Raw genomic sequence first — 13,475 nt, forward strand, 5'->3', positions numbered from 1 at the left:
GCAGAGCCTCATAATAGATGTTCCTAGGCTGAGCCTGGGAACTAGGAATTATCCTCTTTCCATACCAAATAAGGATTTACATCCTTCATAATTTAGTCTGCTTGTGCGGACTTCATTAGTGTAGCCGCGATTTCTATCGCTAGGCGATCGCAACCGATTTGGTATGAACTACAGGACATCACAGGCTTTGCAACCCCTACTTTGTTGCTTCTTGAGTCAGCTTGGTAAGCACTTCGTTAGAACGCTCAACAAAAGATTTCATTCCTTCAGCATCAAAACCTTTTTGAGACATAAGTGCCAGATCGTAGATGTGTTGGCAAATCATTTTCACAAGCTGTCCGGTAGGTGACTCGCCTTCCCCTTGAATAATACTGCTTTGACTGAGACTTGCCAAATTTTGAATCAGTGGGTGAGATGTGTTGACCAGCAAAATATGGTCTTCAGGAAACTCTGCTTGCTGTTGCTGCATTAAAGCATTCATTTCCCGCAAGCGGCGTAAGATTTCTGGCAAAAGCACCATGGCTGGTGGTGTCCCTTGAGGATCGTCTGCTTTCAATGCTTCGGTGCGGATATTCACCTTGGGTTTGTTAAGAGCTTTCTCAAAGAGCTCTTTAACAGTTTCACTCCGAGTTTTGTTTGTCTTTGGATCGACAATCTCCTTATCTTGGTCTTTATCCAGCAAGGTGTTGTCTAAGTCAGAATCTACCCGTGTAAATTTGACATCATTATATTCCCGCTCTAAGAAGTTAATAAAGTGGGTGTCGATGAAGGAGTCCATAAACAGGACTTCCAAACCTTGGTTTTTATGCAGCTCTATGTAAGTCGCTTGCGACGCTTCATCGGTAGCGTAGAAGACACGGTTTTCGTGACGTTCTTTGTTGCGCTCCAGATACTCTTTCAAGGTAGTGTAGGGTAACTGGGAAGTTGGGGCTGAAGACTCAGAACTGGGAGTTACGTCTTGCCACACATCACCTTCTTGAGATTGTACCTCAACTTCAACTGTTGGGTTAGCTGCTGGTTGCGGGCTGCTGGTTGGTTGATAGGTACTGCGGAAAACAATAATGTCTTCCACTTGTTTCTTAAATTTCTCGTCATTGAGAACGCCAAATTTGACGAAAGTACCCAAGTCTTTCCAAGCACTGACGTACTGTTCGCGATTGTCGCGGTAGAGTTCCTTCAGGCGATCGCCCACTTTTTTAGCAATATAATCGCCAATTTTCCGCACGGTGCGATCGGTTTGCAAAGCACTCCGCGATACGTTCAAAGGAATATCAGTACTGTCAATCACACCCCGCATTGGCAGCAGGAACTGTGGAATAATTTCTTCACAGTGGTCGCTGACAAAAACTTGATTGCAGAATAGCTTAATCTGCCCTTTCGTCACATCAACATCCGGCTTTAACCTGGGGAAGTACAAAATACCGTTGATAATGAAAGGATAATCTGTGTTTAGATGCACCCAGAGCAACGGTTCTTCTTGGAAAGGATACAGATAGCGGTAAAACTCTAAATAATCTTCTTTACTCAAACTACTGGGAGTCTCCCGCCACACTGCCCTTTGCTTGTTGATTGCCTCACCATCAAGTTTGATGGGTACGGGCATAAAGTCACAGTAAGTTTTAACAAGTTGTTTGATGCGGGCGGTTTCTAAGTACTCCAGTTCTTCCTCTTGCAAGGTTAGAGTTATTGTTGTACCCAAGGTTGTACGGGATGACTCTTCCAAAGTGAACTGTGGAGAACCGTCACAACTCCAGTGAACTGCTTGAGCCCCTTCTTTATAGGACAGAGTATCGATTTCGACCTTCTGCGCCACCATAAAGGACGAGTAGAAACCAAGACCAAAGTGACCGATAATTGGCTGGTCGGATTTGCCTTCATACTTCTGGATAAATTCCTCAGCACTTGAGAAGGCAACTTGGTTGATGTACTTCTTAACTTCCTCCGCCGTCATCCCGATACCGTTATCGGTGATAGATAAGGTTTTTTTATCCTTGTCTATGGCAATTTGAATTTCCGGTTCGCCAATTTCCCCCGAATACTCCCCTGCGCGGGACACCATCTTCAGTTTTTGGATAGCGTCTACAGCATTGGAAACCAACTCCCGTAAGAAGATTTCGTGATCGGAGTAAAGGGACTTCTTGATAATTGGGAAAATATTCTCAGTATGAATACTGATAGTGCCTTGTTCTAGCATGACTGGTAATCTTCAATGCAATTAATTTAAACGATCGCACTTGGCATCATACCCTAGTCCTCCGCATCTAGGGGGTAAACCAGGGAATGTAGCATTATACCAATTAGAATTTTAATGCTCCACCAAAAGGAGTAGTGCGTTTTTTATGCATTGTTTGCCCCCAAGCGCTTATTCGGATATCCCTACTCCTTATGAGTTTTGATGGGTTCAGTCTAAGTATTACTTACTATGTTTTTCCATTACCAGAAAGTAGTGATACGGGTAGGTAGGATCGACAAATTCTTGTTTGACGGTTAAACCAGCCTTAGCGACAGAATTTAAAATCCGCTTTTTAGGGTATCCTTTTAAACCCATCTCCCAGCAGTGCTGGTTACATATGGGCTTTGTGCTCCAAAACTTTGGTATGTTGAGAAACAAGTGCCTTGGTCGTTGGAAATAGGCAAATCTCACTTGGATAGCTAAAAATCGAGAGCATGAGGGAATAGAAATTACCACAAATCTCTTTGTTGCTTCTGCAAGTTTTTGTAGGGCTTGTTCTGAGTGCTCGTAGGGCAAGTGTTCCAAAACTTGAAAAAGTACGATGGCATCGAAGGTATCTTTTGGTAGTGAAAAATCGCTGGCCAAATCCACAATCAAGTCTGGTCTTAAGCTCGGGTCAATATCAGCAGTCGTAACGTTATAGCCGCTTGATTTTAGTAAGTGAGTCATTAAAGAATTAAAAATTCCTATTTCCAGAACGTTTTTAACTTGGTGACCAAGAGAAAATATTAGACGCATCTGGTGGTGATAGCTGATGAGCCTGTCTTTAGATAAATACTCAGAATTTTTAATGTTTAACGAACTAATGAGTTGCATAAAATATCCTTCCTAATTCAATAAACTACTTAATGTACTGGTATACCATTACAGATTGCCCTAAAAATGACTGGAAGTAACAGATGCTAGATAGATAAGCTTTATACTTGCTACCAAAGCGATCGCACACTGCTAGCAGGGAGGCGCGAATATCCTCAACCTAAAGAAAAAAGCCTGCACTACTCCCGCATGGAATGCGCCTACCTGCAACACAAGACCGTTCAAAACCAATCTGACAATTTACTCAGCAGCTTATAACGCAGTTTTTGACTTGACTCATAGTATAATCAAACGCACAAAAGTAAAATTTCCATGCTGGTACTGAAAATCAAACTAGAAGCAACGAGCGGGCATAACAGTATATGAGACGAGATACTGCATATTGCCCGTTTTGTTTGTAATAGCAACCTTCGATACTAGATGGATACCCGTGGACTTGTTAAGCACCATTAACAAGGACTCTAACCAGTTTGAGTAGTACAAGGAATCTCAATGATTGAAAAAACAGTAAAAGTGATAGAAGGCGGTATATTGCCAGAGGGAGATTATGTTTCACCAGGATTTTCCATTATTCAACCAGATTCATGTTTTCCCAATATGATTTTAGGAAATACATATGATTCCTTTTGGCTTTACTTACGCCGGAATATTGCTCATAACTGGTACGTTGATAAGCGACAGAAGGGGGTAGGATTTGTCAGCAGAGATGAAGCTCATATTCTTTACAACACAGCCTTAAAATTTCAAGGAAAAAAAGCTTTAGAAATAGGCTGTTGGATGGGTTGGTCTGCTTGTCATTTAGCTCTAGGAGGCGTGGAGCTAGATGTTATCGACCCCATGCTATCCCAGCAATTATTTCATGAAAGCGTCACAGATTCGTTGAAGCGAGCAGGGGTGAAGGAAGCTGTAAATTTAATACCAGGACGTAGCCCTCAAAAAGTAGAAGAGTTAGCAAATAAATTGCAACGAAAATGGTCATTGATATTTATAGACGGTCATCACGAAGCACCAGCACCGCTTGAGGATACCATCATTTGCGAACAAGTTGCAGAAGAAGATGCCTTAATTTTATTTCACGATTTAGCTTCTCCCGATGTCGGTCAAGGATTGAACTACTTGAAAGAAAAAGGCTGGAACACAATGGTGTATCAAACCATGCAAATCATGGGAGTTGCATGGCGGGGAAATGTCGAACCTGTCATACATGAGCCAGACCCTAAAATTAACTGGGAATTACCTCCACATTTACAACATTATTCTGTGAGCGGTTTAATTCCGAATGTAGCGGGAAATAAATTTGAAAAAATTCTCAAATCGCTTCTACCATATCATTTCCAAAAAGAGGCAAAGCTATTGTCGCTGTACAGTCAGGCACAGCAAATACAGTATTATCTTTCTTGGCTACCACAAATGTTAATACGGTCAATGGCAAAAAAATAATCCCCTGACTGGCGATCGCTCATCAGTCATACTGAATAGAGTTTACTCAATGACTCGTGCAGTTATCATGGGAAAACTCAATTGCTTGCTTTGGCAATTATCAGTGACCACCTGACTGGCGATCGCTCATCAGTCATACTAGATTCTGTAGTTGTATTCAAAACTGGGTGAGAGTGAAAAGCGTACAACTTATTCCTCTCTATTTCTCCACATACCCAGGTTTAAAGAAGCATTTAATCCGCAAGTTAGCTATTAGTAACCATAGTAAATATTTTTTACATTCCGGTAGTATTATGCTCCAGCATTAGCCGTTCAGTTGTGCTTATCTCACTCTCCATCTTTACCTAAAGTTTCTGGCAAAGAGAGCGTGAATAAATTTCCTAATGAGACAAATATCCCATTTATAACTAGAAAATTTTTCTTCCAATTCAAATATTTAAAATTCTCATAAATTCCGTAAGAAATAATATCTTCAAAATCAGATAAAATCTGACGAATCTCTTCCTACACTGCTAAGACAGTCGTTTCAATCTAGGGAAAAAAGCGGATTTCAAGCTGCTAGTCACACCCTCGAGTTACGAAGACAAACTCGGTGGTAGAGATGACACTCACAACACTTAGGAAACAACTTTTAACATTTCAAAACATGACCCGATTTCTTCATGACCAATTTGCCAAAGATTATCTCGAAAAATTACTCCAATCCTATGGCGAACTACAAGTGCCAAGACGGGTCAGCGCAGAGGTCAGAGAAATCGATATTTTCTTTGCACCCACACCGACGACTACAGAACAATTAGAAACTTTAGGATTGTTAGGTAGAATCGCCGCACTCCCTGCTATCTTAGAACCATTTCGCAATGCCGCATCTAGCGAAGAAATTTGTGATTGTTTGCTCAAACTGTTACAAATTAAGGGAGAATTGCGGCGAGAAGCCAAGCGCAACAACGTCTCTTTAGCAGACTCAGCTATTCCCAAACTTTGGATACTCACACCGACCGCTTCACGTCAATTACTTTCAGGATTTGGAGCAACTAGAGCCGATGATTGGGTGAGTGGAGTGTACTTCATCGCTGATAGTTTCAGAACCGCGATCGTGGCGATTCATCAACTACCACTTACCCCAGAAACACTATGGTTGAGAATGTTGGGCAGAGGAAAAGTACAAAGCCAAGCCATTGATGAATTAGAAGCATTACCCGTCAGCCATCCGTTTCGTCAAGCCACGTTAGAATTGTTGTACACCCTCAGGCAGAATTTAGCAGTACAAACAATTTCAGAACCAGAAGATCGGGAGTTGATTATGAGATTAGCACCACTTTATCAGCAAGAGCGCGAACTTGCCAAACTTGAAGGAAAACTTGAAGGACGACTTGAAGGAAAACTTGAAGGACGCCTTGAAGGAAAACTTGAAGGACAAAGGCAAGTTGTAGAAAACTTGTTAAGAGTTCGTTTTGGTTCTGTTGATGCACAACTGGCGGCAATTATTGAAGCAATATTAGCTTTGCCACCAGAAGAATTTACGCCATTACTCGTGCAGTTATCGCGGCAAGATTTAATTGCTCGCTTTGGCAATAGTCAGCAATTGTCTGATAACTGAACCATCATAAGAGCCATCATTCATACCGATCGCGTCGTTGTATTCACGACCGGGTGCGAGTGGAAAGCGTGCGAGCTGTTCCACTTGATTTCTCTACATCCCCGGTTTTTTTTCTTAGCATGACAGTTGTGTGCTCGCACGCTCGGTATTGCCTCAATTTTTCTAGCAACAGAGAATATACAAATTGCTTGATGAGAGAGATATCTCGTTCATAAATGCGAGATTTTTCTGCCATCTTAACTATTGAAAATTCTTATAATTTCTGAGAAAAATTATGTCTTCAAAACAAGATAGAATCTGACGAATCTCTTGCCACAGTGCTTGGACAGTCGTTTCAATCTAGGGAAAAAAGCGGATTTCAAGCTGCTAGTCACACCCGCGAGTTACGAAGACAAACTCGGTGATGGAGATGACACTCACAACACTCAGGAAAAAACTCTCAACATCTCAAAACATGACCCGATTTCTTCATGACCAATTTGCCAAAGATTATCTCGAAAAATTACTCCAATCCTATGGCGAACTACAAGTGCCAAGACGGGTCAGCGCAGAAGTCAGAGAAATCGATATTTTCTTTGCACCCACACCGACCACTACAGAACAGCGAGAAACTTTAGGATTGTTAGGTAGAATCGCCGCACTCCCTGCTATCTTAGAACCATTTCGCAATGCCGCATCTGCCGAAGAAATTTGTGATTGTTTGCTCAAACTGTTACAAATTAAGGGAGAATTGCGGCGAGAAGCCAAGCGCAACAACGTCTCTTTAGCAGACTCAGCTATTCCCAAACTTTGGATACTCACTCCCACAGCTTCACGTCAATTACTTTCAGGATTTGGAGCAACTAGAGCCGATGATTGGGTGAGTGGAGTGTACTTCATCGCTGATAGTTTCAGAACCGCAATTGTGGCGATTCATCAACTACCACTTACCCCAGAAACACTATGGTTGAGAATGTTGGGCAGAGGAAAAGTACAAAGCCGAGCCATTGATGAATTAGAAGCATTACCCGTCAGCCATCCGTTTCGTCAAGCCACGTTAGAATTGTTGTACACCCTCAGGCAAAATTTAGCAGCACAAACAATTTCAGAACCAGAAGATCGAGAGTTGATTATGAGATTAGCACCACTTTATCAGCAAGAGCGCGAACTTGCCAAACTTGAAGGACGCCTTGAAGGACGACTTGAAGGAAAACTTGAAGGAAAACTTGAAGGACGCGTTGAAGGAAAACTTGAAGGACGACTTGAAGGACAAAGGCAAGTGGTAGAAAACTTGTTAAGAGTTCGTTTTGGTTCTGTTGATGCACAACTGTCAGCAATTATTGAAGCAATATTAGCTTTGCCACCAGAAGAATTTACGCCATTACTCGTGCAGTTATCGCGGCAAGATTTAATTGCTCGCTTTGGCAATAGTCAGCAATCGTCTGATAACTAACCACCATAAGAGCCATCAGTCATACCGATCGCGTCGTTGTATTTACGACCGGGTGCGAGTGGAAAGCGTGCGAGCTGTTCCACTCGATTTCTCTACATCCCCGGTTTTTTTTCTTAGCATGACAGTTGTGTGCTCGCACGGTCGGTATTACCTCAACTTTTCTAGCAACAGAGAATAAACAGATTGATGGATGAGAGATATATTTCATTCATAAATGCGAGATTTTTCTGCCATCTTAACTATTTAAAATTCTCATAATTTCTGAGAGAAATCATGTCTTCAAAACAAGATAGAATCTGACGAATCTCTTCCTACAGTGCTGAGACAGTCGTTTCAATCTAGGGAAAAAAGCGGATTTCAAGCTGCTAGTCACACCCTCGAGTTACGAAGACAAACTCGGTGATGGAGATGACACTCACAACACTCAGGAAAAAACTCTCAACATCTCAAAACATGACCCGATTTCTTCATGACCAATTTGCCAAAGATTATCTCGAAAAATTACTCCAATCCTATGGCGAACTACAAGTGCCAAGACGGGTCAGCGCAGAAGTCAGAGAAATCGATATTTTCTTTGCACCCACACCGACCACTACAGAACAGCGAGAAACTTTAGGATTGTTAGGTAGAATCGCCGCACTCCCTGCTATCTTAGAACCATTTCGCAATGCCGCATCTGCCGAAGAAATTTGTGATTGTTTGCTCAAACTGTTACAAATTAAGGGAGAATTGCGGCGAGAAGCCAAGCGCAACAACGTCTCTTTAGCAGACTCAGCTATTCCCAAACTTTGGATACTCACTCCCACAGCTTCACGTCAATTACTTTCAGGATTTGGAGCAACTAGAGCCGATGATTGGGTGAGTGGAGTGTACTTCATCGCTGATAGTTTCAGAACCGCAATTGTGGCGATTCATCAACTACCACTTACCCCAGAAACACTATGGTTGAGAATGTTGGGCAGAGGAAAAGTACAAAGCCGAGCCATTGATGAATTAGAAGCATTACCCGTCAGCCATCCGTTTCGTCAAGCCACGTTAGAATTGTTGTACACCCTCAGGCAAAATTTAGCAGCACAAACAATTTCAGAACCAGAAGATCGAGAGTTGATTATGAGATTAGCACCACTTTATCAGCAAGAGCGCGAACTTGCCAAACTTGAAGGACGCCTTGAAGGACGACTTGAAGGAAAACTTGAAGGAAAACTTGAAGGACGCGTTGAAGGAAAACTTGAAGGACGACTTGAAGGACAAAGGCAAGTGGTAGAAAACTTGTTAAGAGTTCGTTTTGGTTCTGTTGATGCACAACTGTCAGCAATTATTGAAGCAATATTAGCTTTGCCACCAGAAGAATTTACGCCATTACTCGTGCAGTTATCGCGGCAAGATTTAATTGCTCGCTTTGGCAATAGTCAGCAATCGTCTGATAACTAACCACCATAAGAGCCATCAGTCATACCGATCGCGTCGTTGTATTTACGACCGGGTGCGAGTGGAAAGCGTGCGAGCTGTTCCACTCGATTTCTCTACATCCCCGGTTTTTTTTCTTAGCATGACAGTTGTGTGCTCGCACGGTCGGTATTACCTCAACTTTTCTAGCAACAGAGAATAAACAGATTGATGGATGAGAGATATATTTCATTCATAAATGCGAGATTTTTCTGCCATCTTAACTATTTAAAATTCTCATAATTTCTGAGAGAAATCATGTCTTCAAAACAAGATAGAATCTGACGAATCTCTTCCTACAGTGCTGAGACAGTCGTTTCAATCTAGGGAAAAAAGCGGATTTCAAGCTGCTAGTCACACCCTCGAGTTACGAAGACAAACTCGGTGATGGAGATGACACTCACAACACTCAGGAAAAAACTCTCAACATCTCAAAACATGACCCGATTTCTTCATGACCAATTTGCCAAAGATTATCTCGAAAAATTACTCCAATCCTATGGCGAACTACAAGTGCCAAGACGGGTCAGCGCAGAAGTCAGAGAAATCGATATTTTCTTTGCACCCACACCGACCACTACAGAACAGCGAGAAACTTTAGGATTGTTAGGTAGAATCGCCGCACTCCCTGCTATCTTAGAACCATTTCGCAATGCCGCATCTGCCGAAGAAATTTGTGATTGTTTGCTCAAACTGTTACAAATTAAGGGAGAATTGCGGCGAGAAGCCAAGCGCAACAACGTCTCTTTAGCAGACTCAGCTATTCCCAAACTTTGGATACTCACTCCCACAGCTTCACGTCAATTACTTTCAGGATTTGGAGCAACTAGAGCCGATGATTGGGTGAGTGGAGTGTACTTCATCGCTGATAGTTTCAGAACCGCAATTGTGGCGATTCATCAACTACCACTTACCCCAGAAACACTATGGTTGAGAATGTTGGGCAGAGGAAAAGTACAAAGCCGAGCCATTGATGAATTAGAAGCATTACCCGTCAGCCATCCGTTTCGTCAAGCCACGTTAGAATTGTTGTACACCCTCAGGCAAAATTTAGCAGCACAAACAATTTCAGAACCAGAAGATCGAGAGTTGATTATGAGATTAGCACCACTTTATCAGCAAGAGCGCGAACTTGCCAAACTTGAAGGACGCCTTGAAGGACGACTTGAAGGAAAACTTGAAGGAAAACTTGAAGGACGCGTTGAAGGAAAACTTGAAGGACGACTTGAAGGACAAAGGCAAGTGGTAGAAAACTTGTTAAGAGTTCGTTTTGGTTCTGTTGATGCACAACTGTCAGCAATTATTGAAGCAATATTAGCTTTGCCACCAGAAGAATTTACGCCATTACTCGTGCAGTTATCGCGGCAAGATTTAATTGCTCGCTTTGGCAATAGTCAGCAATCGTCTGATAACTAACCACCATAAGAGCCATCAGTCATACCGATCGCGTCGTTGTATTTACGACCGGGTGCGAGTGGAAAGCGTGCGAGCTGTTCCACTCGATTTCTCTACATCCCCGGTTTTTTTTCTTAGCATGACAGTTGTGTGCTCGCACGGTCGGTATTACCTCAACTTTTCTAGCAACAGAGAATAAACAGATTGATGGATGAGAGATATATTTCATTCATAAATGCGAGATTTTTCTGCCATCTTAACTATTTAAAATTCTCATAATTTCTGAGAGAAATCATGTCTTCAAAACAAGATAGAATCTGACGAATCTCTTCCTACAGTGCTGAGACAGTCGTTTCAATCTAGGGAAAAAAGCGGATTTCAAGCTGCTAGTCACACCCTCGAGTTACGAAGACAAACTCGGTGATGGAGATGACACTCACAACACTCAGGAAAAAACTCTCAACATCTCAAAACATGACCCGATTTCTTCATGACCAATTTGCCAAAGATTATCTCGAAAAATTACTCCAATCCTATGGCGAACTACAAGTGCCAAGACGGGTCAGCGCAGAAGTCAGAGAAATCGATATTTTCTTTGCACCCACACCGACCACTACAGAACAGCGAGAAACTTTAGGATTGTTAGGTAGAATCGCCGCACTCCCTGCTATCTTAGAACCATTTCGCAATGCCGCATCTGCCGAAGAAATTTGTGATTGTTTGCTCAAACTGTTACAAATTAAGGGAGAATTGCGGCGAGAAGCCAAGCGCAACAACGTCTCTTTAGCAGACTCAGCTATTCCCAAACTTTGGATACTCACTCCCACAGCTTCACGTCAATTACTTTCAGGATTTGGAGCAACTAGAGCCGATGATTGGGTGAGTGGAGTGTACTTCATCGCTGATAGTTTCAGAACCGCAATTGTGGCGATTCATCAACTACCACTTACCCCAGAAACACTATGGTTGAGAATGTTGGGCAGAGGAAAAGTACAAAGCCGAGCCATTGATGAATTAGAAGCATTACCCGTCAGCCATCCGTTTCGTCAAGCCACGTTAGAATTGTTGTACACCCTCAGGCAAAATTTAGCAGCACAAACAATTTCAGAACCAGAAGATCGAGAGTTGATTATGAGATTAGCACCACTTTATCAGCAAGAGCGCGAACTTGCCAAACTTGAAGGACGCCTTGAAGGACGACTTGAAGGAAAACTTGAAGGAAAACTTGAAGGACGCGTTGAAGGAAAACTTGAAGGACGACTTGAAGGACAAAGGCAAGTGGTAGAAAACTTGTTAAGAGTTCGTTTTGGTTCTGTTGATGCACAACTGTCAGCAATTATTGAAGCAATATTAGCTTTGCCACCAGAAGAATTTACGCCATTACTCGTGCAGTTATCGCGGCAAGATTTAATTGCTCGCTTTGGCAATAGTCAGCAATCGTCTGATAACTAACCACCATAAGAGCCATCAGTCATACCGATCGCGTCGTTGTATTTACGACCGGGTGCGAGTGGAAAGCGTGCGAGCTGTTCCACTCGATTTCTCTACATCCCCGGTTTTTTTTCTTAGCATGACAGTTGTGTGCTCGCACGGTCGGTATTACCTCAACTTTTCTAGCAACAGAGAATAAACAGATTGATGGATGAGAGATATATTTCATTCATAAATGCGAGATTTTTCTGCCATCTTAACTATTTAAAATTCTCATAATTTCTGAGAGAAATCATGTCTTCAAAACAAGATAGAATCTGACGAATCTCTTCCTACAGTGCTGAGACAGTCGTTTCAATCTAGGGAAAAAAGCGGATTTCAAGCTGCTAGTCACACCCTCGAGTTACGAAGACAAACTCGGTGATGGAGATGACACTCACAACACTCAGGAAAAAACTCTCAACATCTCAAAACATGACCCGATTTCTTCATGACCAATTTGCCAAAGATTATCTCGAAAAATTACTCCAATCCTATGGCGAACTACAAGTGCCAAGACGGGTCAGCGCAGAAGTCAGAGAAATCGATATTTTCTTTGCACCCACACCGACCACTACAGAACAGCGAGAAACTTTAGGATTGTTAGGTAGAATCGCCGCACTCCCTGCTATCTTAGAACCATTTCGCAATGCCGCATCTGCCGAAGAAATTTGTGATTGTTTGCTCAAACTGTTACAAATTAAGGGAGAATTGCGGCGAGAAGCCAAGCGCAACAACGTCTCTTTAGCAGACTCAGCTATTCCCAAACTTTGGATACTCACTCCCACAGCTTCACGTCAATTACTTTCAGGATTTGGAGCAACTAGAGCCGATGATTGGGTGAGTGGAGTGTACTTCATCGCTGATAGTTTCAGAACCGCAATTGTGGCGATTCATCAACTACCACTTACCCCAGAAACACTATGGTTGAGAATGTTGGGCAGAGGAAAAGTACAAAGCCGAGCCATTGATGAATTAGAAGCATTACCCGTCAGCCATCCGTTTCGTCAAGCCACGTTAGAATTGTTGTACACCCTCAGGCAAAATTTAGCAGCACAAACAATTTCAGAACCAGAAGATCGAGAGTTGATTATGAGATTAGCACCACTTTATCAGCAAGAGCGCGAACTTGCCAAACTTGAAGGACGCCTTGAAGGACGACTTGAAGGAAAACTTGAAGGAAAACTTGAAGGACGCGTTGAAGGAAAACTTGAAGGACGACTTGAAGGACAAAGGCAAGTGGTAGAAAACTTGTTAAGAGTTCGTTTTGGTTCTGTTGATGCACAACTGTCAGCAATTATTGAAGCAATATTAGCTTTGCCACCAGAAGAATTTACGCCATTACTCGTGCAGTTATCGCGGCAAGATTTAATTGCTCGCTTTGGCAATAGTCAGCAATCGTCTGATAACTAACCACCATAAGAGCCATCAGTCATACCGATCGCGTCGTTGTATTTACGACCGGGTGCGAGTGGAAAGCGTGCGAGCTGTTCCACTCGATTTCTCTACATCCCCGGTTTTTTTTCTTAGCATGACAGTTGTGTGCTCGCACGGTCGGTATTACCTCAACTTTTCTAGCAACAGAGAATAAACAGATTGATGGATGAGAGATATATTTCATTCATAAATGCGAGATTTTTCTG

10 protein-coding genes are annotated in these 13,475 nt (G+C 42.4%); 7 read left to right on the forward strand and 3 right to left on the reverse strand.

What is annotated here, in order from left to right; translation table 11 throughout:
• Window positions 1-196: 196 nt before the first annotated feature.
• Together htpG and HC643_RS25415 are read right to left on the reverse strand one after the other, a co-directional pair.
• Window positions 197-2,194, reverse strand: coding sequence for a molecular chaperone HtpG (gene htpG / locus HC643_RS25410; protein WP_038074081.1), 1,998 nt, complete (start codon window positions 2,192-2,194; stop codon window positions 197-199).
• Between the two features lie 219 nt (window positions 2,195-2,413).
• Window positions 2,414-3,049 (reverse strand): class I SAM-dependent methyltransferase, encoded by a 636-nt coding sequence (locus tag HC643_RS25415; protein ID WP_038074084.1) that lies wholly within the window; start codon window positions 3,047-3,049, stop codon window positions 2,414-2,416.
• A gap of 492 nt (window positions 3,050-3,541) precedes the next feature.
• Here HC643_RS25415 and HC643_RS25420 point away from each other — a divergent pair, with 492 nt between their 5' ends.
• Both HC643_RS25420 and HC643_RS25425 read left to right on the forward strand, forming a co-directional pair.
• A complete protein-coding gene (locus HC643_RS25420) occupies window positions 3,542-4,489 on the forward strand; it encodes a class I SAM-dependent methyltransferase (protein WP_038074086.1) in 948 nt (315 codons plus the stop codon).
• 646 nt (window positions 4,490-5,135) lie between these two features.
• Complete coding sequence (locus HC643_RS25425) at window positions 5,136-6,089, forward strand: RpnC/YadD family protein (protein WP_167844875.1); 954 nt, start codon at window positions 5,136-5,138, stop codon at window positions 6,087-6,089.
• A 43-nt stretch (window positions 6,090-6,132) separates the two neighbouring features.
• Here HC643_RS25425 and HC643_RS25430 read toward each other — a convergent pair whose 3' ends face one another.
• Window positions 6,133-6,324, reverse strand: a complete 192-nt coding sequence (locus tag HC643_RS25430; RefSeq protein ID WP_167844752.1) for a hypothetical protein — start codon at window positions 6,322-6,324, stop codon at window positions 6,133-6,135.
• A 219-nt stretch (window positions 6,325-6,543) separates the two neighbouring features.
• Here HC643_RS25430 and HC643_RS25435 point away from each other — a divergent pair, with 219 nt between their 5' ends.
• From HC643_RS25435 to HC643_RS25455, 5 genes are all read left to right on the forward strand, one after another.
• Window positions 6,544-7,521, forward strand: coding sequence for an RpnC/YadD family protein (locus HC643_RS25435; protein ID WP_038124543.1), 978 nt, complete (start codon window positions 6,544-6,546; stop codon window positions 7,519-7,521).
• A 453-nt stretch (window positions 7,522-7,974) separates the two neighbouring features.
• Window positions 7,975-8,952: an RpnC/YadD family protein gene (locus tag HC643_RS25440; protein ID WP_038124543.1), complete on the forward strand. Its 978-nt coding sequence runs from the start codon at window positions 7,975-7,977 to the stop codon at window positions 8,950-8,952.
• A 453-nt stretch (window positions 8,953-9,405) separates the two neighbouring features.
• The gene (locus HC643_RS25445) at window positions 9,406-10,383 is read left to right on the forward strand and encodes an RpnC/YadD family protein (RefSeq protein WP_038124543.1); all 978 of its coding nucleotides are present in this window, start codon (window positions 9,406-9,408) and stop codon (window positions 10,381-10,383) included.
• Between the two features lie 453 nt (window positions 10,384-10,836).
• Window positions 10,837-11,814, forward strand: a complete 978-nt coding sequence (locus HC643_RS25450) for an RpnC/YadD family protein (RefSeq protein ID WP_038124543.1) — start codon at window positions 10,837-10,839, stop codon at window positions 11,812-11,814.
• A gap of 453 nt (window positions 11,815-12,267) precedes the next feature.
• Window positions 12,268-13,245, forward strand: a complete 978-nt coding sequence (locus HC643_RS25455; RefSeq protein WP_038124543.1) for an RpnC/YadD family protein — start codon at window positions 12,268-12,270, stop codon at window positions 13,243-13,245.
• Window positions 13,246-13,475: the final 230 nt, after the last annotated feature.

The sequence above is a fragment of the Tolypothrix bouteillei VB521301 genome (assembly GCF_000760695.4).
GTDB lineage: Bacteria > Cyanobacteriota > Cyanobacteriia > Cyanobacteriales > Nostocaceae > Scytonema > Scytonema bouteillei_A.

What these genes read in the sequence shown, in the direction of transcription:
- HC643_RS25445 (WP_038124543.1), top strand. Translation starts at nt 9,406, where the DNA reads ATGACCCGATTTCTTCATGACCAATTTGCCAAAGATTATCTCGAAAAA.
- HC643_RS25420 (WP_038074086.1), top strand. Translation starts at nt 3,542, where the DNA reads ATGATTGAAAAAACAGTAAAAGTGATAGAAGGCGGTATATTGCCAGAG.
- HC643_RS25455 (WP_038124543.1), top strand. Translation starts at nt 12,268, where the DNA reads ATGACCCGATTTCTTCATGACCAATTTGCCAAAGATTATCTCGAAAAA.
- HC643_RS25430 (WP_167844752.1), bottom strand. Translation starts at nt 6,324, where the DNA reads ATGGCAGAAAAATCTCGCATTTATGAACGAGATATCTCTCTCATCAAG.
- HC643_RS25435 (WP_038124543.1), top strand. Translation starts at nt 6,544, where the DNA reads ATGACCCGATTTCTTCATGACCAATTTGCCAAAGATTATCTCGAAAAA.
- HC643_RS25415 (WP_038074084.1), bottom strand. Translation starts at nt 3,049, where the DNA reads ATGCAACTCATTAGTTCGTTAAACATTAAAAATTCTGAGTATTTATCT.
- HC643_RS25440 (WP_038124543.1), top strand. Translation starts at nt 7,975, where the DNA reads ATGACCCGATTTCTTCATGACCAATTTGCCAAAGATTATCTCGAAAAA.
- htpG (WP_038074081.1), bottom strand. Translation starts at nt 2,194, where the DNA reads ATGCTAGAACAAGGCACTATCAGTATTCATACTGAGAATATTTTCCCA.
- HC643_RS25450 (WP_038124543.1), top strand. Translation starts at nt 10,837, where the DNA reads ATGACCCGATTTCTTCATGACCAATTTGCCAAAGATTATCTCGAAAAA.
- HC643_RS25425 (WP_167844875.1), top strand. Translation starts at nt 5,136, where the DNA reads ATGACCCGATTTCTTCATGACCAATTTGCCAAAGATTATCTCGAAAAA.